Annotated in this window: 20 protein-coding genes; 13 read left to right on the forward strand and 7 right to left on the reverse strand. The window is 69.1% G+C overall.

Going from position 1 to position 20,419, the window contains the following annotated elements:
- Window positions 1–7 precede the first annotated feature (7 nt).
- From ACZ5YD_RS04035 to ACZ5YD_RS04050, 4 genes are read right to left on the reverse strand one after another with little or no spacing between them, the layout of a single operon-like run.
- Window positions 8–649, reverse strand: coding sequence for a 30S ribosomal protein S3ae (locus ACZ5YD_RS04035; RefSeq protein ID WP_379745438.1), 642 nt, complete (start codon window positions 647–649; stop codon window positions 8–10).
- Window positions 646–1,023 (reverse strand): KEOPS complex subunit Pcc1, encoded by a 378-nt coding sequence (locus ACZ5YD_RS04040; RefSeq protein WP_379745436.1) that lies wholly within the window; start codon window positions 1,021–1,023, stop codon window positions 646–648. Before ACZ5YD_RS04040 ends, ACZ5YD_RS04035 begins: the two co-directional genes overlap by 4 nt.
- Window positions 1,020–2,285 carry an exonuclease RecJ gene (locus ACZ5YD_RS04045; RefSeq protein WP_379745613.1) on the reverse strand — a complete coding sequence of 422 codons (1,266 nt, stop codon included), beginning with the start codon at window positions 2,283–2,285 and terminating at the stop codon, window positions 1,020–1,022. The genes ACZ5YD_RS04040 and ACZ5YD_RS04045 overlap by 4 nt, the downstream gene beginning before the upstream one ends.
- A 37-nt stretch (window positions 2,286–2,322) precedes the next feature.
- Window positions 2,323–2,790, reverse strand: a complete 468-nt coding sequence (locus ACZ5YD_RS04050) for a 30S ribosomal protein S15 (RefSeq protein ID WP_379745433.1) — start codon at window positions 2,788–2,790, stop codon at window positions 2,323–2,325.
- Between the two features lie 343 nt (window positions 2,791–3,133).
- On the opposite strand from ACZ5YD_RS04050, the gene ACZ5YD_RS04055 reads away from it, so the two are divergent.
- The 9 genes from ACZ5YD_RS04055 (at window position 3,134) to ACZ5YD_RS04095 (ending at window position 13,818) form a co-directional block, all read left to right on the forward strand.
- Window positions 3,134–3,286 carry a hypothetical protein gene (locus ACZ5YD_RS04055; protein WP_379745431.1) on the forward strand — a complete coding sequence of 51 codons (153 nt, stop codon included), beginning with the start codon at window positions 3,134–3,136 and terminating at the stop codon, window positions 3,284–3,286.
- 108 nt (window positions 3,287–3,394) lie between these two features.
- A complete protein-coding gene (gene trkA / locus ACZ5YD_RS04060) occupies window positions 3,395–4,735 on the forward strand; it encodes a Trk system potassium transporter TrkA (RefSeq protein WP_379745429.1) in 1,341 nt (446 codons plus the stop codon).
- The gene (locus ACZ5YD_RS04065) at window positions 4,736–6,271 is read left to right on the forward strand and encodes a TrkH family potassium uptake protein (protein WP_379745426.1); all 1,536 of its coding nucleotides are present in this window, start codon (window positions 4,736–4,738) and stop codon (window positions 6,269–6,271) included. It begins immediately after the preceding gene.
- Between the two features lie 145 nt (window positions 6,272–6,416).
- A complete protein-coding gene (locus ACZ5YD_RS04070; protein WP_379745423.1) occupies window positions 6,417–7,958 on the forward strand; it encodes a TrkH family potassium uptake protein in 1,542 nt (513 codons plus the stop codon).
- 48 nt (window positions 7,959–8,006) lie between these two features.
- Window positions 8,007–10,619 (forward strand): dihydropteroate synthase, encoded by a 2,613-nt coding sequence (gene folP / locus ACZ5YD_RS04075; protein WP_379745420.1) that lies wholly within the window; start codon window positions 8,007–8,009, stop codon window positions 10,617–10,619.
- An 88-nt stretch (window positions 10,620–10,707) separates the two neighbouring features.
- The gene (locus tag ACZ5YD_RS04080) at window positions 10,708–11,475 is read left to right on the forward strand and encodes an RNase P subunit p30 family protein (RefSeq protein WP_379745417.1); all 768 of its coding nucleotides are present in this window, start codon (window positions 10,708–10,710) and stop codon (window positions 11,473–11,475) included.
- The gene (locus ACZ5YD_RS04085) at window positions 11,472–11,951 is read left to right on the forward strand and encodes an Rpp14/Pop5 family protein (RefSeq protein WP_379745414.1); all 480 of its coding nucleotides are present in this window, start codon (window positions 11,472–11,474) and stop codon (window positions 11,949–11,951) included. Before ACZ5YD_RS04080 ends, ACZ5YD_RS04085 begins: the two co-directional genes overlap by 4 nt.
- 6 nt (window positions 11,952–11,957) lie before the next feature.
- Window positions 11,958–12,770, forward strand: coding sequence for an archaeal proteasome endopeptidase complex subunit alpha (psmA, locus tag ACZ5YD_RS04090; RefSeq protein ID WP_379745411.1), 813 nt, complete (start codon window positions 11,958–11,960; stop codon window positions 12,768–12,770).
- A gap of 178 nt (window positions 12,771–12,948) precedes the next feature.
- Window positions 12,949–13,818, forward strand: a complete 870-nt coding sequence (locus ACZ5YD_RS04095) for an FAD-binding protein (protein WP_379745408.1) — start codon at window positions 12,949–12,951, stop codon at window positions 13,816–13,818.
- 52 nt (window positions 13,819–13,870) lie between these two features.
- Here ACZ5YD_RS04095 and ACZ5YD_RS04100 read toward each other — a convergent pair whose 3' ends face one another.
- Window positions 13,871–14,092, reverse strand: a complete 222-nt coding sequence (locus tag ACZ5YD_RS04100; RefSeq protein ID WP_379745405.1) for a PLDc N-terminal domain-containing protein — start codon at window positions 14,090–14,092, stop codon at window positions 13,871–13,873.
- Between the two features lie 153 nt (window positions 14,093–14,245).
- On the opposite strand from ACZ5YD_RS04100, the gene coaBC reads away from it, so the two are divergent.
- Together coaBC and ACZ5YD_RS04110 are read left to right on the forward strand one after the other, a co-directional pair.
- On the forward strand, window positions 14,246–15,472 hold the full coding sequence (gene coaBC / locus ACZ5YD_RS04105; RefSeq protein ID WP_379745402.1) for a bifunctional phosphopantothenoylcysteine decarboxylase/phosphopantothenate--cysteine ligase CoaBC: 1,227 nt from the start codon (window positions 14,246–14,248) through the stop codon (window positions 15,470–15,472).
- Window positions 15,473–15,507: 35 nt separating this feature from the next.
- The gene (locus ACZ5YD_RS04110) at window positions 15,508–16,254 is read left to right on the forward strand and encodes a hypothetical protein (RefSeq protein WP_379745399.1); all 747 of its coding nucleotides are present in this window, start codon (window positions 15,508–15,510) and stop codon (window positions 16,252–16,254) included.
- A gap of 89 nt (window positions 16,255–16,343) precedes the next feature.
- Here the strand turns inward: ACZ5YD_RS04110 and ACZ5YD_RS04115 are convergent, their stop codons facing one another.
- The gene (locus ACZ5YD_RS04115) at window positions 16,344–16,745 is read right to left on the reverse strand and encodes a type IV pilin domain-containing protein (protein WP_379745396.1); all 402 of its coding nucleotides are present in this window, start codon (window positions 16,743–16,745) and stop codon (window positions 16,344–16,346) included.
- A 271-nt stretch (window positions 16,746–17,016) separates the two neighbouring features.
- On the reverse strand, window positions 17,017–18,165 hold the full coding sequence (locus ACZ5YD_RS04120) for a mandelate racemase/muconate lactonizing enzyme family protein (protein ID WP_379745393.1): 1,149 nt from the start codon (window positions 18,163–18,165) through the stop codon (window positions 17,017–17,019).
- 208 nt (window positions 18,166–18,373) lie between these two features.
- Here ACZ5YD_RS04120 and ACZ5YD_RS04125 point away from each other — a divergent pair, with 208 nt between their 5' ends.
- Window positions 18,374–18,955: a GNAT family N-acetyltransferase gene (locus ACZ5YD_RS04125; RefSeq protein ID WP_379745390.1), complete on the forward strand. Its 582-nt coding sequence runs from the start codon at window positions 18,374–18,376 to the stop codon at window positions 18,953–18,955.
- 95 nt (window positions 18,956–19,050) lie between these two features.
- Window positions 19,051–20,403 (forward strand): adenylosuccinate synthase, encoded by a 1,353-nt coding sequence (locus ACZ5YD_RS04130; RefSeq protein ID WP_379745387.1) that lies wholly within the window; start codon window positions 19,051–19,053, stop codon window positions 20,401–20,403.
- Window positions 20,404–20,419 lie beyond the last annotated feature (16 nt).

Raw genomic sequence — 20,419 nt, forward strand, 5'->3', positions numbered from 1 at the left:
TCGTCGCCTACTCGTCGACGGCGACGTCCTCGGAGTCCACGTCGACCGCGGCCTCCTCCTCGGCGGCGACCTCCTCGGGACGCGCCTCGAGGGTGAGTTTCTGGACCTCGACGCGGCGAAGCGGATAGATCGTCTTCGCGTCGCCGTAGATCGCAGAGGAGAGCCGTCCCTCGACCACGGAGTCGACGAGGTCCTCGAAGGTCCGCTCGGCGGCGGCCTCGTGGACCTGGTCGATCATCACGCGGCGGATGGCCTGCTCCTGGGAGCGGTCGGCCTTCTTCGTCGTGAAGGAGACGGGCTGGAGGCGGACGCGGTAGTCGTCCGTCGTCAACACGGTGATGGACGCCTCGACCTTCGAGGAGCCGCGACGGACGAGCGAGCGCAGGTAATCGCGCGTCAGCTCGTACTTCACGAACTCGGTGTAGGCCGTGTCGCTGCCGACGTCCGTGATCTTGAACGTCAGCTTCGTGTTGTTCGCGCCGCTGTCCTGGTTCAGTTCGCCGAGCGTGGTCGTGATCGTCCGGCCGACGACCTGCTCGGGCTCCTCGGCGAGGGTCTCGCCGATCTCGGCCCTGTCGAACTGCTCGGGCGCGAGCACCGAGTACCATCGCTTCCCCTGTTTCTGTCTGGATACGGATCGTTCGCTCATGTGTCGTGTGTTGGTGTGGTGTCGTGTTCGTCTGCGTGTCTGTTCGCCACCGCGTCCGCGCCTCCCCCGTCCGCGTTCCGGCCGCCGTCCGTCCCGTCGGATGCGCTCGCGTGGGAACGACCGCGTTCCGCGACGCGATCGGCGACGTGCAGGTTCCGGAGGTAGTCGTCCACCGTCGACTGCAGGCCGCCGGTCGTCTCGCGGTCCACCCGGCGGACGACCGTGGCGTCGCCGTCGACGGTTCCGTCCATCGACTCGGTGTCGTCCGGGGCGACCGCGGCGTCGACGACCGTGGGGTCGTCGTGGCGGGTTCTGACCGTCGCCGTCCGTCGCGGCTCGTCCGACGTGTCGTGTGAATCGGTCGGCTCGCTCATCCGCGGAGCGCCTCCCTGGTCGCCTCGAGCAATTCCGCGGGCGCCACGTCGGTGGCGTCCGTCGCTCGAACGCCGCCGCGCGCCGGGCCGCCCCAACCCGCGGCGTCGAACTCGTCGGCCACGGAGCGGAGCGTGTTCCCGACGCCGTCGGATCGCGTCGCCGCGACGGCGATCCGGCCGCCGTCGACGTCCGCCGCGATCGCGATCGGTTCCGGCGAGCGGAAATCGCGAACCACCTCGGCGGCGGTCGCGAGGACGCCGTCCGGGGCCTCGAGGCGGACCTCGTAGACCCCGTCGTAGCGGTTCGCCGTCCCGCCGTCGAGCGCGCGGTGGACCGCCATGCCGTGTGACCGCCACGTCTCGAGCGCGGCCGAGCGAAGCCCCTCGTCGGGGTCGCTCTCGGAGATGGCGAGCGCGATTCCCGTTCCGGGGGCCTCCCGAGCGAGCGCTCGAAGCACGTCGGCGTAGCCGCCGACGGTCGCGAACGGAGCGGAGCCGGCGATCGCGTAGGGACGAAGCACGCGATCGAGTGCGGTCGCCGAACGGTCGCTCGCGCTCGGCGCGCCGCAGACGTCGACCGCGAGCAACGAGGCGAGCCGCCTGTGATCGTCGACTGGCATCGATCCCGACGCCGTCGTCTCGTCGATCCCGGCCTCCGAGATGACCTCTCGCGCGGCCTCCGGATCGCCGGAGGTGGGCGCCAAGATCAGGGTCGAGGCGGCCAGTCCCGTCGCCATCCCCTCGACGGACTCGAGGGACGGCAGCGCGACTCCCGGTCGTCGCTCGACCAGGTCACGCCGTTCGCCGGCCTCGAGGACGTCCCCGACCTCGTCGGAGTCGGAGGGGCCGTCCGAGGCGACGACGCCGGCGAGCGCGAGGACGGGGTCCGGATCGAGTCCCAGTTTCCGTGCGACCGCGAACGCGCTCGCGCTCGCTGCGGAGTCGGTCCCGGAAATGGCGCGGATCCCGGAGTCGGATCCCACGTCGACGTCCGCCGTTCGTGCGCCGGAGCCGATCGCGATCGAGACGTCCGCCGACTCGGCCTCGGATCCCTCGGTCGCGACCGAACGGAGCGCGCGGATCGGGTCCGCGTTCACGCGGACCTGGTAGGGAACGTCGATAGCGCGTGCGACCCGGGCGAGCAGCGCCGCCGCTGCCAGCGCGTCGCCGTCGTCGCTGGCGACGAGCCGAACGAACGGCGCGTCACCGACGGCGTCGGCGAGCGTCCCAGTCGTGGTTTCGGCGGCGGTGGTTCCGGGCATTGTCGTGGTCACGGGGAGTCGCGCTCGGGACGCGTCTTTAGTCCTCGACGATCTCGGCCGCGGTCTCGTAGGTGTAGTTGAACTCCTCGTCGAGCTTGTCGCCGCGGTAGTAGTCGGCGAGACGGCGGATCTTCGATTCGGTGTTCTGGAGCGCCCGCTTGTTCTGGTGGTCCTGCGGGTTCTCGTCCATGTGCTCGCGGAGGCGGACCGCGCGCTCGAGGAGGTTGTAGAAGTCCTCCGGCACCTCGCCGGCGGCGTCGTTCTCCTCGAGGATCTCCGTGATCTTCTTTCCGGTCGCGAGCTTGACGTCCGGGATCGAGGTCCCTTTCACGCCCTCGTCGCGCAGTTTCATGCCGATCTGGCTCGGGTCGTATCCCTGGTCGGCCAGCTCGACGACGCGGGATTCGATCGCGTCGGCGTCGACGTCGCTCCACTCCGGCGGGTCGTCTGCCACGGGCTTGTCCGAACCGGACGAGCCGCGGCGTCGTGTGTGTATTCGTGCCATCGTTTGTCCTTGGAACGGCACAACCGCAAAAGCGTGACCGCGACTCCCGGCGGCGGACCGGCGATCGGTGCTCGCGACGACCGCGAGCGTCGAACCGGTGATCGCGCCGTGGGAGCCGGCGGTGCACTGCCGCAATCCCGAGCCGTGGGTCGCGTGGCGACCTCGGCGAGTCGGAGTTACGGCTGTGCTGTTCCCACCGTATCCTCCTCGTGGGCACTCTTAAGCGTGTCCAATCGTCGGCATCGAACCGTCGACGTCGAACCGCTCCCTTCGGACCGCCGCCTCCGAACCCTCGACGTGGATCGCCGCCAGCCTTTTCCGCGAGCCGCCGCCGATTTCACGTATGCAACCCGCACCCGGAGCGGACGACGAGCGGTCCGAGGCCGCCGAGGCGAATCGGGACGACTCGAAGACGTGTTCGGAGTGTGGTGCGACCCTGGAGTGGACGCTCGACGTCGACGGCGTCCAGCATCTCGAGTGTCCGAACTGCGAGTGATCGGGGGGGATCGAAGACGAGGAGCGCCGCGACGGCGTGATTCGCGAAGGTAACCCATTTACCCCCTCCGCGAGAACGCCGGCGCATGAGACCCGAGGGGACCGGTCCGTGCACGTAGTCATCATCGGCGCGGGCCAGGTCGGCGAGAGCATCGCGGCCGATCTGCAACACGACCACGACGTCGTCGTCGTCGAGAGCCGCGACGAGCGTGCCGACGAGTTGACCTACTCGCTCGACGTGTTGACGATCACCGGCGACGGGACTGAGGTGGAGACGCTGGAGGAGGCGGACGTCGGGGAGGCCGACATGGTTCTTGCGACCACGGACGACGACGAGACGAACATCGTCGCCTGCTCGACGGCGAAGGCGCTCTGTGAGAAGGCGTTCACGATCGCGCGTATCAAACACACGAAGTACCTCCGCACCTGGAAGCACGACGAGGGGGCGTTCGGCATCGACCTCATGGTGTGTACGAACCTCCTCACCGCCGAGTCGATCGTCCGCGTGGTCGGCCTGCCGGCGGCGCGGGACGCCGACGTCTTCGCCGGCGGGCGCGTCCAGATGGCGGAGTTCCAGATCGACGAGGAGTCGCCGATCGTCGACCAGACCGTCGAGGAGGCCGACCGGTTCGACTCGCTCACCTTCGCCGCCATCCTTCGGAACGGCGACGTGGAGGTGCCGCGCGGCGACGCGTGCATCCTCGCGGGCGACCGGGTCGTCGTCATCGGCTCGCCGCGCAGCGTCCAGACGTTCGCGCGTGAGATCGCCCCGAAGGAATCGCCAGAGAAGTCGGCGGAGGTGGTCGTCATCGGCGGATCGGAGATCGGCTATCACGTCTGTCGGCTCCTGGAGGAGCGCGGGCTGTCCCCCAGGCTGGTCGAGCAGGATCACGACCGCGCGCGGACGCTCGCCGAGGAGCTGCCGGGGACCGTGGTGATGGAGTCCGACGCGACCGACATGGGCTTTCTCGAGCGCGAGCACGTCGGCGACGCCGACATCCTCGTCTCCACGCTCGACTCCGACGAGAAGAACCTCCTCGAGTGTCTGCTCGCGAGTCGCCTCGGCGTCGAACGAACCGTCGCCGTCGTCGATCGGGGCTCCTACGTCGACCTCTTCGAGACCGTCGGGGTCGACGTCGGCATCTCCCCGCGGGAGGTCGTCGCGGAGGAGATCACCCGGTTCACCCAGTCGGGATCCGCCGAGAACATCGCGTTCATCGAGTCGGACAAGGCCGAGGTGATCGAGGTGGAGATCGACGACTCGAGCGCGCTCGCCGGCAAGGCGATCCGCGACGCGGTCGCGGACCTCCCCGATGGCGTCGTCATCGGCGCCATCACACGGGATCGCGAGTTCGTCGTTCCCCGGGGCGACACCGAGATCCACCCCGGCGACCACGTCGTCGCGTTCATCGAGACGTCGGTGCTCGAGGAGGCGACGGAGAAGCTGTAGATGCCCGACCCTCTCGGCCGGATCGCCCGCTTTCGACGCCGCCCGGTCAGGGTCAACTGGCGCGCCAGCCTCGGCGTGGTCGGGAGCATCCTCCTGTGGCTCGCGGCGCCCCTCGCGTTCCCGCTTTTGCTCGCGGCGTATTACGGCGAGCCGCTGCGTCCGTTTCTCGCGGCGATCGCCGTCACCCTCGTCGTCGGACGGGGCCTCCAGGGACTCTCCGGGGACGCGGACATCGGCGGCCGGGAGGCGTTCCTCATGGTCGCGCTCGCGTGGCTCGCGGTCGGGCTGATCGGTGCGATCCCCTTTCTCGTCGCCGGGAACGGCGTCATCGCCCACCCGATCGACGCGCTCTTCGAGTCGATGTCGGGCATCACGACCACCGGCGCGACGGTGCTCGTCGACTTCTCGGTCCACGACCGATCGATCCTGATGTGGCGGCAACTCATCCAGTGGCTCGGCGGGCTGGGGATCCTCGTGCTCGCCATCTCCGTGCTCTCCCAGCTCTCCATCGGTGGCACCCAGCTGATGGAGACGGAGACGCAGACCCAGGACGTCCAGAAGCTCTCCCCGCACATCGAGGAGACGGCGCGAATGTTGTGGTCGCTTTACGCCGGGATCACCCTCGCGTGTGCGGGCACGCTCTACGCGCTTTCCCACCTCGGCGTCGCGCCGAACATGACGCCGTACAACGCGCTCGCCCACGCGCTCACCGCCGTGGCGACCGCGGGGTTCTCGCCGGACCCCGGAAGCGTCGGAGCGTTCTCGCGGGCCGCCCAGTGGACGATCATTCCGTTCATGTTCATCGGGGCGACGAACTTCATCCTCATCTACCACTTCGTTCGCGGCGACTGGCTGCGTCCGGTTCGAAACGAGGAGTTCCGCTATTACGTCGGCGTCGTGATCGGGACGACGGTCCTTTTGGCGCTGCTCCTGCTCGTCGATCCCGAGACGTCGCTGCCGATCGAGGCGAAGATCCGCCACGCGAGCTTCCAGGTCGTCTCCATCCTCACCACCACGGGGTTCGCGACGATCGATTTCAACGGCTGGTCGGCGGCCTCCAAACACGTCCTGTTCCTGTTGATGTTCCTCGGCGGGATGGCCGGATCGACGACCTGTTCGATCAAGCTCCTGCGATGGATCATCGTCCTCAAGGGGTTTCGCCGGGACCTCTTTACGGCCGCCCACCCCTCGGCCATCCGTCCGATCCGACTCGGCGACCGGGTCGTCGAGGAGGAGACCGTCCGGGACGTCTACGCCTACACGCTCGTGTCGATCGTGATCTTCTTCGGGCTCACGGCGTTCATCGCCGTGGATGGCGCCAGAACGGGACTCGAGTTGACGGAGTTCGAGGCGATGAGCGCGGCCGCCGCGACCTTCTTCAACATCGGTCCGGCGTTCGGGATCGCCGGACCGTTCGGCAGCTATCACCCCTTCTCGGACCTCACGAAGCTCGCGATGATCGCGTTGATGTGGGTCGGTCGGATCGAGATCATTCCCGTCTTCGTGCTGTTGACCCCCGGCTACTGGCGCTCTTGAGACGCCGTCGCCAGCCGCTCCCGGCTAGACGGCGTCGATCGCGACCCGATGGATTCTTGCCCGTTCCTTCGGTCGGATGGGGTATGAGCGGGGAGTCGAACGCCGATCGCGGTCGCCGGAACGACCATCGTTGGCGGAGGGACGTATGTCCGCGTCGCTGAAGGTCGAGTGGCGGACGAGCGTGGCGGTCACGGGGACCGTCGTCAAGTACACGGCGGTGGCGATGGCGATCCCGCTCGTCGTCGCGCTCGTCTACGGCGAGGACCTCCTCGTCTTCGGCGCGTCGATCTTCTGTACCCTCGCCGCCGGCGCCCTGCTCGAACGGCTCGATCCGGACCCGGATCTGGGCCCGAGGGAGGCGCTGTTGCTCGTCGCGCTCGCGTGGCTCGCGGTCGCGGTCGTCGGCACGATCCCCTACCTGCTCGCCGGCTACGGAACGGAATCGACGCTCGCACATCCCGTCAACGCGCTCTTCGAGTCGACCTCCGGGTTCACGACGACGGGCGCGACGGTGATGGGCGAGATCTCGACCGACCGCCACTCGCACGCGCTGTTGATGTGGCGCCAGCTCACCCAGTGGCTCGGCGGCATGGGGATCATCGTCCTCATGGTCGCGATCCTTCCGGAGCTCGCGGTCAACGGGGCCGACCTGATCCAGGCCGAGGCGCCGGGACCGCAGCTCCAGAAGCTCACCCCGCACATCCAGGAGACGGCGCGGGTCCTCTGGAAGGTCTACTTCGCGTTCACCGTCGGGCTCGCGGTCGTGTTGTACGGGCTCCACCTCCTCGGGTTCGCGCCGGAGATGGACCTCTTCAACGCCGTCGCCCACGCCTTCTCGACGATGCCGACCGGCGGGTTCTCCCCGCAGTCCGAGAGCATCGCGGCCTTCTCGGCCGCGGTCCAGTGGGCGATCATCCCGTTCATGGTCGTCGCGGGGGTCAACTTCGCGCTGTTCTGGCACGTGCTCGCGGGCGACACGCGCGATCTGATGCGCGACACGGAGCTTCGGACCTACGCCGGCGCGGTCGCGACGTTCGTCGCGGTCGTCTTCGGCCTGCTGTACGCGGGCGTCGCGCCGCCGCTCGAGATCGGCGGCACCACCGAGGGGACGGCGGAGCCCGCACTTCGACACGCCGCCTTCCAGATCGGCTCGCTTTTGAACTCCACCGGGTTCGCGACGAGCGACTTCGCCCAGTGGGGTACCTACGGACAGCTGACGTTGCTTTTCGCCATGTTCGTCGGCGGGTCCGCCGGGTCGACGGGCGGCGGGATCAAGATCGTCCGATGGCTCATCGTCTTCAAGGTGCTTCGCCGCGAGCTCTTGGAGACCGCGCACCCGGACGTCGTCCAGCCGATCCGCCTCGGCGGCCACGTCGTCGACGAGGACGCGATCCGCGGCGTGATCGGCTTCACCCTGCTTTATATCGTCCTGTTCGCGCTCGGCGTCCTCGTGATCGCGCTGGACGCCGCCCGCGTGGGGCTCGAGTTGACCGCCCTCGAGGCGATCGGCGCGAGCCTCGCCGCCATCGGGAACATCGGTCCGGCGTTCGGCCGGCTCGGTCCGTTCGGGTCCTATCTGGCGCTCCCGGCGACGACCAAGCTGTGGATGGTCTTTTTGATGTGGGTGGGCCGCCTGGAGATCCTGCCCGCCCTCGTCGTCTTCACCGGCGGGTTCTGGCGACGGTGACGATCCCACACCGTCACCCTCAAGCGAACCCCGGGCCACCCCGGACGTATGGACTACCACGAGGCATCGAACTTCCTGTTCGGCCTCCGCCGTTTCTCCGTCGATCCCGGGACGGCGTCGGTTCGAGCGCTCCTGGATCACCTCGGGAACCCCGAGGACGACCTGGCGTTCGTCCAGATAGCCGGGTCGAACGGGAAGGGAAGCACGGCGCGGATCGCGGAGTCGATCCTCCGACGAAGCGGCCTCTCCGTGGGGCTGTACACCTCGCCGCACCTCGAGGACCTCACGGAGCGCGTGCGCGTCGACGGCCGCACGATGAGCGAGGCGGCCGTCGCCGCGTTCATCTCCGAGACGCGCGAGTGGCTCGTCGATCGTGCCGCCGACGGCGACCCGCTCACCTTCTTCGAGGTGGTCACGGCGATGGCGATCTGGGACTTCGCACGCCGGGACGTCGACGTCGCCGTCCTCGAGGTCGGCCTCGGCGGCGAACACGACGCGACGAGCGCGGTCGACCCGATAACGACGGCGGTGACGAACGTCTCGCTCGAACACACCGACGTCCTCGGCGACACGATCGAGGAGATCGCCCGCACGAAGGCGCGGATCGCCGCCGAGGGGGTTCCGCTCGTCACCGCCTGCGACGGCGAGGCGCTCGCCGTCGTCCGGGAGGTGGTCGCCGACGCCGGCGGAACGGTGACGACCGTGGCCGATGCGGGACGCAACTCGACGGCGGGTGAGTCGGTGAGCGACGGCTCGATCCCCGACGAACGTGCCGACGTTACGGCCGTCTACCACGGCAGGTTCGAAACCCGTACGGGAGCGAAAAGCCCGACGGACGCCCGGATCGAGATCCGCTGCGACGAGTGGGACTACGACGCCCGAATCCCGCTCGTCGGGAGGGCGCAGGCGACGAACGCGGCTATCGCCGCCGCGCTCGCCCACGAGACGGTCGATCGGATCGAACCGGGACATGGGGAGGCACTCGATGCGGAGCAATCGGGCGATCACGAAGTCACACTCACCGACGAGCACGTTCTGGAGGGGCTCGCGCGCGCCGACTGGCCCGGTCGGTTCGAGGTCGTGGGGACGGACCCCCTGGTCGTCCTCGACGGGGCGCACAACCCGGACGCATGTGGGCGACTGGCCGGGACGCTCGCGGAGTACGACTACGAGGACCTCCACATCGTTCTCGCGGCGATGCACGAGAAGGACCACCGGGGGATCGCGAACGCGTTGCCGGAGGCGACCTCGGTTCACACCTGCGCGCCGGACGTGCCGCGGGCGGAGGACCCGGAGGTGCTCGCAGCGGCGTTCTCGGACGTCGGTGCGGGGTCGGTCGAGGCCGTCGAGTCGGTCGAGGCCGCGCTCGCGGCCGCACGGCACCGCGCCGATACTGACGACTGCGTGCTCCTCACCGGATCGCTTTTCGCCGTGGCGGAGGCCAGATCCGGCTACACCGGACACGCCGTACCCAAACGCGTCGCGTCCCTTTCGGACGCCGAGGCGGTCCTCGAGGACGCGAACGTGCCGACGACGGAACGGGACCGACGCCGCGGCGAGATTCCACACCGCGTCGTGACGCTTCGGCTCGCCAGCTCCCGCGTGGAGACCGTTCGTCGTGAGGTGATCGCCGCCGGCGGGTCGTGTGCGGTCTCCGGCGGCGCGGACGGCGAGCTCATCGACGTGGTCCTCTCGGGCACCCTCGCGCAGCTTCGGGAGACGATCGAGTCGCTCGCGGCCACCGGACCGGAGTTCTCGGGGATCGCGAACTCGATCCGCGCCCGGATCGAACCGGAGACCGATTCGAAAGCCGGGGGGGACGGCCGCGACCGTCCCTGGGAGGAGGGGCCGGTCGTGATGGGCATCCTCAACGTCACGCCCGACTCGTTTCACGACGGGGGCGAGCACGACTCGCCGGAGGCGGCCGTCGAGGCCGCCCGCCGGATGATCGAGGACGGCGCGAGCGTCATCGACATCGGCGGCGAATCGACGCGGCCGGGCGCGGATCCGGTTTCGGTCGAGGTGGAGGTCGACCGCGTCGTCCCGGTCGTCGAGGCGCTGCAGTCGCTTCCGTCGGTCGCGGCGGGGGAGGTGGCACTCTCCGTCGACACGCGAAAACCCGACGTCGCGGCGGCGGCCCTGGAGGCGGGAGCGGACCTGATAAACGACGTGACCGGCCTCGAGGACCCGGAGATGCGGGAGGTGGTCGCGGCGGCCGGCTGTCCGGTCGTGATCATGCACAGCGTGGAGACGCCGGTCGATCCGGGGACCGACGTCGAGTACGACGACGTCGTCGAGGACGTGATAGACGACCTCGGGGAACGAATCCTGCGCGCGCAGGCCGCGGGGATCGACCGCGAGGACGTCATCGTCGATCCGGGCCTCGGGTTCGGCAAGTCCGCGGCGGAGAACTTCGAGCTGCTCGGACGGACGGACGAGTTCGCGGCGCTCGGCTGTCCGATCCTGGTCGGCCACTCCCACAAGTCGATGTACGGCGCGGCCGGCTACGAACCCGACGATCGCGAACACGCGACCGTCGCCGGGACGGCGGTCGCGGTCGAACGCGGCGCCGACGTCGTGCGCGTCCACGACGTGGCCGAGAACCGCGCCGCGGTCGACGTCGTCGAGGCCGCACGCGATCCGGACGAACTCGAGGGGTGAGGCCTCTCCGGGAACGATCTATCCATCCATCGCCTCCGACGCGGCGACAAGCGCAACCCCCAAATCCCCCGCCGGCGAATCCGCGGGCATGTACGAGGCGGTCCACGCGTATCCCGACGGCGACTCGACCGTCGCCCGGTTCGCCGAAACGGCGGCGCGTATGGGATACGACGGGATCGTCGTTCGCACGCGGGCGGCGACGAGCGATCCGGGATCGAACGTCTCGAGCGACCTCGAGGCGCTCCGCGAGGAGTACGGGATCGACGTGGTGGCCGGCGTCGAGGTGCAGTCGGACGATCGATCGAGCGCAAGCGGCTCCGTCGGCAACTTCAGACCGGAGTTCCCCGTGCTCTCCGTGCGGGGCGGATCGGACGGGCTCAACCGGTTCGCGGTCGAGTCGGACCGCGTCGACGTGCTCTCGCGACCCACCGACCGCGGCGGCGGGTTCAACCACGTCCTCGCGAAGGCGGCACGCGAACACGACGTTCACGTCGAGTTCGATCTGGGCCCCGTTCTCCGCGAGAGCGGCGGAAAACGCGTGAAGGTGCTCTCGCGGCTGCGCAAGCTCCGTGAGATCCTCGACCACTACGACTCTCCCTACGTCGTCAGCGCGAACGCGCGATCGCATCTGGAGCTCCGGGCGCCCCGCGAGCTGTGTGCCGTCGGCGAGGCGATCGGGTTCTCGCACGAGGCGATCCGGAAGGGGCTCGACGCGTGGGAGACGATCACGGATCGGAACCGCCACCGGCTCTCGGACGCGTTCGTCGAGCCGGGCGTTCGGCTGGGGCGATACGAGGGACCGGTATCCGATCGAGAGGAGTATGGGGATCGAGAGGCGGGAGGCGATTCGGAGTGAAACACCTCCCGAAACACCTGCGACCGCGATGGCGATACGTCGCGGTCGGCATCGAGGCGTGGCCGGACGCGACGGTCCGACGGCGGGAGTTCCAGCGGGCTCTCTGGTACGCCGCCGGAAACCTGCTCGGAGACCCCGGAAGCGCCGACGCGGTCCTGTCGGTTTTGTCCTTCTCCTTCGAGAACGGCACGGGCGAGGCGGTCGTTCGAGTCCGACACGGCCACCTCGAGGAGGCACGGGCGGCGATCGCCTGCGTCTCCGAGGTCGACGGCGATCCGGTCGGCGTCCACGTCCGGGGCGTCTCGGGAACGGTTCGGGCCTGTGAGGAAAGATATATGGGTCGGGCGAGCCGAATCACGCCACAGAGAGACGTCGCGTTCGAGGGTGGCGATCGACCGGCCGTCGTCCGGGAGGACGCGGTCGACGTGTCGGTCGACGGCGGCCACGTCGGCGCGACGCGACTCGACCTCGAGTGATACTACATGCAGGGACAAGCCCAACAGCAGGCGTACGACCGCGGCATCACGATCTTCTCCCCCGACGGTCGGCTCTATCAGGTGGAGTACGCGCGCGAGGCCGTCAAACGCGGCACCGCGAGCATCGGGATCCGCGCCGAGGACGGCGTCGTCCTCGTCGCCGACAAGCGCGCACGCTCGCCGCTCATGGAGCCCGCGAGCGTCGAGAAGATCCACAAGGCCGACGACCACGTCGGAGTCGCCTCCGCCGGCCACGTCGCCGACGCGCGACAGCTCATCGACTTCGCGCGCCGGCAGGCGCAGGTGAACCGGCTGCGCTACGGCGAGGCGATCGGCATCGAGACGCTGACAAAGGAGATCACGGACCACATCCAACAGTACACCCAGATCGGCGGCGCGCGTCCGTTCGGCGTCGCGCTCATCGTCGGCGGCATCGAGAACGGCGAGCCGCGCCTCTTCGAGACCGACCCCTCCGGAACGCCCTACGAGTGGCAGGCGCTCTCCATCGGCGCGAACCGCTCCGACGTCCGCGAGTTCCTCGAGGAGAACTACTCGGAGGACATCGGGATCGAGGCGGCGATCGGCCTCGCCCTCGAGGCGCTCGCCGAGGTGAACGACGACGACGGGCTCACCCCCGACGGCGTCGGCGTCGCGACCATCGAGGTCGACGACGAGGACTTCCACGAGCGCTCGGCCGAGGAAAAGGAGTCGATCCTGGCCGATCACGACCTGCTCGCGAGCAAGGAGGACGACGCTGCGGAGGACGCCACGGGCGACGCTGACGAGAGCGGAACGGACGAAGGCGGCGCCGACGAGTAGCGATCCGGGACGGCTTCGATCGAACGCTTCGGACGTCCCCGTCGAACGCTTCGGACGTCCCCGTCGAACGCTTCGGACGTCCCGTTGGCCGCACCGAACCGCCGTCCGACTTCCCGCCTTTTCGCTCGTCGACGATCGAACCCGGGAGATATATGTACGAACTCCGCCAGCCACCGGCATGAACGGTTCACCGGAACGAACGGCGGACGAGGACGTGGAGGGAGATCGAACGGCGGACGATCGAACGGCGGACGACGTCGTCGACGTCCTGATCGTCGGCGGGGGGGTTGCGGGACTCTCGGCGGCCACTTTCACCGCACGCGCCGGGTTGGAGACGGTGGTCGCGACGGCCGGCGAGTCGATCCTGAAGCGGAACGCACACGTCGAGAACGTCCCCGGGTTCCCCGCCGGAATCAACCCTCGTCTTCTCTTAGATCTGCAGCGCTCGCAGGCGACACGAAACGGCGCCGACCTGCGACGCGTCCGCGTGACCGCGATCGAATCGACCGACCGCGCGAACGCCGGATTCCTCGCGACCGTGGAGCCGGCGGGGTCGTCGACGGGCTCGGAGGAGAACTCGGATCCCTCGACCATCGTCGCCGACCGCGTCGTCGCCGCCTCGTGGTCGGACGCGTCGTACCTCGAGCCGGCGGGCGCGGACCTCCGGGACGCGGGCTCGAAGACGTACGTCGAGGACGACGGACACGGCCGCACTTCCGTCGAGGGGATCTACGCCGCGGGGCGGCTCGCCGAGCGGTACCACCAGGCGGTCGTGGCGGCCGGCGACGGGGCCCGAACGGCGATCACGCTGATCCACGACGCCGAGGTCCCCTTCTACCACGACTGGGTGGCGCCGGAGGGATACTTCACCGACCGCGGTCGCGAGGTTCCGCCGGGATGTGAGGAGATCACGGAGGAGGAACGGCTGGCCCGCGAGCGCGAGTCGATGGCGGAGATGCGCGAGCACTTCGCCGAGCCGCACGGCGAGCGCCAGCGAACCCACCCGAGCCTCGTCGACGATGAGCTCGGGCGCGTCCCGGAGGAGTGAGGCGCCGGCCAGGCTCTCTCGCCAGGTCACCGATCCGTGTCTCGCTCGCGTCTCACGCTTGGTCGCGGCCGAGCAGGACGTACAACACGATCCCGAGAAGCGGCGCGAGGAAGATCACGATCGCCCACAGGAACGCCGGGTGGCTGCTGTTCGTCTTCGCGTCCATGTACGTCCAGACGACGAGCGCGAGCTGGACGAGGAGGGCGAGCAGTCCGAACAGAAGGGCGATCGCGGCGCCGCCCTGCTGAAGCAGGATGTCCGTCGCGGGGAACATATCACGCGGATTCACCCCTCGAGGCAAGGGTCTTTCGGTGGCCGAATCCGGACGCGGCGTCCCGGGACTCCTCTCCCGGCACTCACCCTCCGGAGCGTCGACGGTCGTCGTTTCGGGAGGGTATTTAACCCACACCGCCGAATCGGGCACACGATGCTTTCGGGGGTCAACGTCGCGCTCGGCGTCACGGGCAGCATCGCGGCCGTGAAGACCGTCGAACTGGCCCACGAGCTCCGACGCCACGGGGCGAGCGTCCGTGCGGTGATGACGCCCGCGGCGACGCGGATCATCCATCCGTGGGCGCTGTCGTTCGCGACCGACCACGAGGTCGTCGAGGAGATCACCGGCGACGTCGAGCACGTCGCGCTCTGCGGGCGTGACGGCTGGGCGGACGTGTTCCTCGTCGCGCCCGCGACGGCCAACACCGCGGGCAAGATGGCCGCCGCGATCGACGACACGCCGGTCACGACCTGTGCCACCACGGCCCTCGGCGCCGACGTCCCGGTCGTCCTCGCGCCCGCCATGCACGAGCCGATGTACGACCATCCCGGCGTGCTCGAGGCGCTTGCGACCCTCGAGTCGTGGGGCGTCGACCTCGTCGACCCGCGGATCGAGGAGGGGAAGGCGAAGATCGCGAGCGAGGAGGCGATCGCCACGGCGCTCGCGCGCGCGACCACGCCACGGACGCTCGCGGGCAGACACGTCGTCGTCACCGCCGGCGCCACCACGGAGTACATCGACCCGATCCGGATCCTCACGAACCGGGCGTCGGGTCGGACGGGACGGGCGGTCGCGCGCGCCTGCTACGTCCGCGGCGCGAGCGTCACGCTCGTCCACGACGGCCCCGACGTCGAGTACGCCGACGTGAAACGCGTCGAGACCGCGGACGAGATGCTCGCGGCGGTCTCGGAGGCCTGCGTCACCGCGGACGCGCTGGTCTCGGCGGCGGCCATCTCCGATTTCACCGCGGACGCGGTCGAGGAGAAGATCCGTTCCGGCTCCCCGCTGTCGGTCGAACTCGAGCCCACGCCGAAGCTCATTGACTCCGTGCGGAGGGACCACCCCGACCTCCCGATCGTCGGGTTCAAAGCCGAGACGTCCGGCGACGACGCCGCGATGGTTCGGGAGGCGAACCGCATTCGCGATCGGGTCGGGCTGGCCTTCGTCGTCGCCAACGACGCGAGCGTGATGGGCGAGGACGACACCCGCGTGCTCTTCGTCGCCGGCGAGGACGACCCCGCCGACGTCGAGGAAGCGCGCGGCGGTAAGGACGTCGTGGCCGGTCGCGTCGCCGAGCGCCTGGCGAGGGTTCTCGACGGCGGGAGCGACGCCGACATCGAGACCGGGACCGGCACGGAGGGCGACGAGCCGGAGAGATAACGACCTTTATGCTCGCCTCGCCGCGAGTGTCCGGCATGGAGACGCTCGCGGACGTGCTGGCCCGCGATCGACGCAGCGACGACCTCGCGCTCGTGACCGCGGACGGACGCGAGCGGAGCTACCGCGAGGTGATCACGAACGCCTACCGCGGCGGCAACGCGCTTCGCCACGAGGGCGTCCGCCACGGCAGCGAGGTGGGAATCGCTCCCGTCGCCGACCTGCCCTCGGTCCTCGCGTTCCTCGGCGCCGGACTCCTCGGCGCACACGTTCGGTTCGACGTCCCCGCCAGCCGAGACGCGGGCGCGCGGGCGCTCGTCGTGCCAACCGCCGAGGCCGAGTCCCTCGACGCGTCGCCGGGGACCCGGATCGTCGCCGTCGGCGACCCGCCCGAGGACCCGCGAATCACCCACTGGGAGTCGGACGTCTGGAGCGAGAACCCCGCGTTCCCGCCGACCGACCTCGACCCCGACGATCCGCTGGTTGTGAGTACTGCTCCCGACGCCGATCGCGGCGAGGGCCGGAGCGTCACCCACGGCGAGGCGCTCTCGGCGTCGGCAAGCCTCGTGGAACGCTACGGGCTCGATCCGGACTCCCGCGTCGTCGTCCGCGACTCCCTGGCCAGGCCGGGAACCGTGGTCGCGGGACTGATCGCGCCGTTGACCTGCGGGGCGACGATCGTGTTGCGACCGCCCGGCGACGAAGCGAGCGAGTCCGACGGCGACGTGTCGATCGGCGAGGGACCGGAGCGGGAGTCGATCGGACCCGAGGACGTGCCGGTTTGAGGCGGGGTTCTTGAGAGGATCCGTAGGGACGGAGATGGTTCTGGCGAGTGTGAAAAAAGTGGGTCAAGAGTGACCCGAAAGCGAGTTAGCTATTCGGGCGCGGTGTCCGAGGCGAGCGTGGCTGAGGATCCGCCGGAGGAGGATTCCCAGTTGACGTTCACGGTTTGGCCAGACCGAGATCCAGCATCATGGTTGAACGTGCGTGACGTTCCCGCAGAAATCTCTTCCGCTGGCCACTGGTTACTGCCAGTGTCCGGTGAGGCTATGCAACCTTCAGAGGCAGTTACCGTAACCGTATTCGTGTCTGCGTCGATCGTATCGTCCTCAGTGTGAGTGATGTCTACGCTTCCGGTGTTGCCGGCATTACAGTCGAAATTGAAGCTCGAGGTCGGCTGTTGATCCTGCAAGTCGTCGCCAAGACCGAGCACGAAGGTACCGATCACGGCCGCGAGGATCACAGTGATCGCGGCCATCAGAATCACGCCGATCACGGACTGACCGCTCGATCGTCCATGAAGAGTTGTTTCGGATTCATGATTCGTACAACGGGCTGTCGAAGGATCGCGAGAAAGTCGATCGCACGCGAAGGTCCGGTTACGACTTCCGTTCCCCCGACGTGTCCCCCCGATCGCCCGTGTTGCCTGTCGTTGTGGTTGAACGGACAACTGAGAGATACGTAATGTTTGACGTTTTGGGGTATTGCGAGCGTCTGACGCCGTCACGGGAGATAACGGGAGAAACCGACGTTCGAGATCCCGAGTCTCACTCCTCGATCCGATGTTTCTCCAGCCCGCCCCGGTCGATCTCGATGCCGAGGCCGGGTCCGTCGGGGACGGAGACGCGTCCGTCGTCGCTTACGTCGAATCCGCCGATGCCGAGGTCCTCGCGAAGCGGGTTCGAGGAGTTGTCGAACTCGAGCCAGGGCTCCGCCTGCCCGTCGAACGTCGCGATGAGCTGGAGGCTCGCGGCGATGGCGACCGGGGTTCCCCAGACGTGGGGGACGACGGGAGTCCCGGCGGCTTCCGCCCGCGTCGCGACGTCCGACGCCGAGGAGAGCCCGCCGACGTTGCAGACGTCGGGCTGAACGATATCGAGGGCGCCGGCGGCGAGGAGGTCCGCGATCTCCGCGGGCGTGTGACACTCCCCGCCCGTGACCCGGACGTCGAGGGCGTCGCTGAGGGCGGCGTAGCCGTCGTGGTCCTCCGGCGGGACCGGCTCCTCGAACCAGTAGACGTCGAGGTCCTCCAGGGCCCGACCGACGCGGCGGGCCGTCGCGGCGTCGTAGGCGTAGTTGGCGTCGGCCATCACGTGGACGTCCTCGCCGACCGCCTCGCGGATCCGACGGACGAGTTCGATGTCCTCCTCTGGTCCGTACCCGACGTGCGAGAGGCCGATCTTCGCCTTGACGGCGCCAAGTCGATCGGCGTTTTCGGCCGCCTCCGCGGCGATGCGGTCGTACTGCTCCGCGAGCGACGCGTCGTGTTTGAAGTAGTGGCCGGTCGCGTACGCGCGGACGTCCTCACGGCGGCGGCCGCCGAGCAGCGAGGCGACGGACTCGCCGGCGAGCTTCCCCCGGAGGTCCCAAAGCGCGACGTCGACGCCGCTTATCGCGGGCAGCGGGACGATCGACTGGTAGGCCGCCCGGGTCGCATCGTACATCTCGCGGTGGAGCCGTCGGACGGCAGTCGGGTCCTCGCCCTCGATCATCGGCGCGAGGAGGTCCGTGATCGTCTCGCGCGTGCCGGCGATCGGACCCCAGCACTCGCCCCAGCCGACGGTTCCGTCGTCGGCCTCGATGCGGACCAGCAGGGCGGTTCGCTCGCCGACCCACGCCTGGGCGTAGCCGAACGGTTCCTCCAGGGTGGACCGGAGCGGGACGGTCTCGACGGACCGGATCGTGGGGGTCGACATGACGCCACGACCGAGGCGGTCGGGTCCATTAGTTCTTGTGTCCCCGGCGCCCCCGGCCGCGTCGTCGTCGGCGCCAGCCTCCGGATTGACGGCGACGGCAGCAGGTGACGGCGATGGGTGATGGAAACGTCGTCGTCACTGGGAGCGATGGCGAATTCGGGCCCGGATCCGGGGAACGGTTTTCACGGTGGGGACGCTTAGGTCGGGTATGTACGTCCGCGACGCCAAGAACCGCGATGAGGCGTGGCTTCTGGACCACATCGAGGACATGGGCCTCGACGACGCCGCCTTCCGGTCGCGCGATTACGTCATCGCGGTCGACGAGGAGTCGAACGAACGCGTCGGCTTCGGGCGGCTCCGGATCCACAAAGGCGACCCCGAACTCTGTGAGCTCACGGGGATCGGCGTCCTGGAGGCCTGGCGCAACCAGGGCGTCGGCGCGCACGTGATCGAACGGCTCGTCGAAACCGCTGACGCCGAGGAGTTCTCGACCGTCTACACGCTCACCGACCAGCCGGGCTACCTCGAGCGGTTCGGTTTCGATCGCGTGGACGACGACACCCTCCCCGACCGCCTCGGCGAGCGTCTCGCGGAGAAGCGCTCGACCGTGGACGAGGACGTGGTCGCGCTGCGGCTCGACGTCGACGACTTCGAGATCCCGTCCGGTGCCCGCAAGGCGTTCAAGGACGCCGCGCCGGAGGAGACCGACGGCTCCGAATCGGAGGAGTCGCCGGAGGACTTCGGCATCGATCCGGACTCCGCGACCTACAAGTACGACACCGGCGGGTGAGCGGCGGGGAACGGATCCGGAGCCGGCTCCGGCGAGCTTCGGGTCACCGGTCCGGACCGTAATCGGTTTAGCAGGGCCTGTAGAATGGCGGGTGTATGACTGTCACCATCGTCGGCTCCCAGCTTGGAGACGAGGGGAAAGGCGCCCTCGTCGACCGGTGGGGAGGGGACGCGGACGTGATCGTCCGTTATCAGGGCGGCGACAACGCCGGCCACACCGTCGTCCAGGGCGGCGACGAGTACAAGTTATCGTTAGTGCCGAGCGGCGCCGTTCGCGACAAGGTCGGCGTCCTCGGAAACGGCTGTGTCGTCAACCCACGAACGCTCTTCGAGGAGATCGACGGCCTGCGCGAGCGGGGACTCGATCCGGACGTCCGCGTCGCCAAGCGCGCACACGCGATCCTGCCGTACCACCGCGTGCTCGACGGGATCGAGGAGGAGGCGAAGTCGGATTCGGACCTCGACGCCGGCACGACCGGCCGCGGCATCGGCCCGACCTACGAGGACAAGGCCGGCCGACGCGGGATCCGGATCGGCGACCTGCTCGACCCGGAGGTGCTTCGCGAGCGCCTCGAATACGTCGTGCCCCAAAAGCGGGCGATCGCCGAGGACATCTACGGGCTCGACCTCGAGGGGAGCGATCGCGCCGATGCCTTCGACGTCGACGCGCTCGTGTCGGAGTACGTCGAATACGGCGAGCGGCTCGCCGCCGGTGAGATGGCGATCAACTGTTCGCGGTTCCTCCACGCCCGCCGGTCGGCCGGCGACCGGATCATGTTCGAGGGCGCACAGGGGACCTCCATCGACATCGACCACGGGATCTACCCGTACGTCACGTCCTCGAACCCCACCGCCGGCGGCGCCGCGGTCGGCTCCGGCGTCGGTCCGACGGTCGTCGGGCAAGGCGAGGTCGTCGGGATCGTGAAGGCCTACCTCTCGCGGGTCGGAACCGGCCCGCTCCCGACCGAACTCGACGCGACCGACCGCGAGGAGGAACTCGCGGACTTCATCCGCGAGAAGGGCGGGGAGTTCGGCACCGTCACCGGCAGGCCGCGTCGGATCGGCTGGCTCGACGTGCCGATGCTCAGACACGCCTCCCGGGTCTCCGGATTCACGGGGATCGCCGTCAATCACGTCGACGTCCTCGCCGGGCTCGACGAGCTGAAGGTCTGTCACGCCTACGAGCTCGACGGCGAGCGGCTCGAGGTCATGCCCGCGACCACCGAGGAGTGGGGTCGGTGTGAGCCGGTCTTCCGCGAGTTCGATCCCTGGCCGGAGTTCGACTCCGGGGCCGTCGCACGCGAAGGATACGACGCGCTTCCGGAGGGAACGAGGGCGTACCTCGAGTACGTGAGCGAGGAGGTCGAAGCGCCCGTCTACGCCGTCGGCGTCGGGCCGGGCCGCGAGGAGACGATCGAGCTCGCGAACCCGTTTTCGTCGGACGAGTGAGGGCCAACCCGCAGGC

It is taken from the genome of Halopenitus salinus (assembly GCF_055397165.1).

Coding starts and splice junctions, on each gene's coding strand:
- ACZ5YD_RS04035 (WP_379745438.1), bottom strand. CDS start 649: ATGAGCGAACGATCCGTATCCAGACAGAAACAGGGGAAGCGATGGTAC.
- ACZ5YD_RS04040 (WP_379745436.1), bottom strand. CDS start 1,023: ATGAGCGAGCCGACCGATTCACACGACACGTCGGACGAGCCGCGACGG.
- ACZ5YD_RS04045 (WP_379745613.1), bottom strand. CDS start 2,285: ATGCCCGGAACCACCGCCGCCGAAACCACGACTGGGACGCTCGCCGAC.
- ACZ5YD_RS04050 (WP_379745433.1), bottom strand. CDS start 2,790: ATGGCACGAATACACACACGACGCCGCGGCTCGTCCGGTTCGGACAAG.
- ACZ5YD_RS04055 (WP_379745431.1), top strand. CDS start 3,134: ATGCAACCCGCACCCGGAGCGGACGACGAGCGGTCCGAGGCCGCCGAG.
- ACZ5YD_RS04065 (WP_379745426.1), top strand. CDS start 4,736: ATGCCCGACCCTCTCGGCCGGATCGCCCGCTTTCGACGCCGCCCGGTC.
- ACZ5YD_RS04070 (WP_379745423.1), top strand. CDS start 6,417: ATGTCCGCGTCGCTGAAGGTCGAGTGGCGGACGAGCGTGGCGGTCACG.
- folP (WP_379745420.1), top strand. CDS start 8,007: ATGGACTACCACGAGGCATCGAACTTCCTGTTCGGCCTCCGCCGTTTC.
- ACZ5YD_RS04080 (WP_379745417.1), top strand. CDS start 10,708: ATGTACGAGGCGGTCCACGCGTATCCCGACGGCGACTCGACCGTCGCC.
- psmA (WP_379745411.1), top strand. CDS start 11,958: ATGCAGGGACAAGCCCAACAGCAGGCGTACGACCGCGGCATCACGATC.
- ACZ5YD_RS04095 (WP_379745408.1), top strand. CDS start 12,949: ATGAACGGTTCACCGGAACGAACGGCGGACGAGGACGTGGAGGGAGAT.
- ACZ5YD_RS04100 (WP_379745405.1), bottom strand. CDS start 14,092: ATGTTCCCCGCGACGGACATCCTGCTTCAGCAGGGCGGCGCCGCGATC.
- coaBC (WP_379745402.1), top strand. CDS start 14,246: ATGCTTTCGGGGGTCAACGTCGCGCTCGGCGTCACGGGCAGCATCGCG.
- ACZ5YD_RS04110 (WP_379745399.1), top strand. CDS start 15,508: ATGGAGACGCTCGCGGACGTGCTGGCCCGCGATCGACGCAGCGACGAC.
- ACZ5YD_RS04120 (WP_379745393.1), bottom strand. CDS start 18,165: ATGTCGACCCCCACGATCCGGTCCGTCGAGACCGTCCCGCTCCGGTCC.
- ACZ5YD_RS04125 (WP_379745390.1), top strand. CDS start 18,374: ATGTACGTCCGCGACGCCAAGAACCGCGATGAGGCGTGGCTTCTGGAC.
- ACZ5YD_RS04130 (WP_379745387.1), top strand. CDS start 19,051: ATGACTGTCACCATCGTCGGCTCCCAGCTTGGAGACGAGGGGAAAGGC.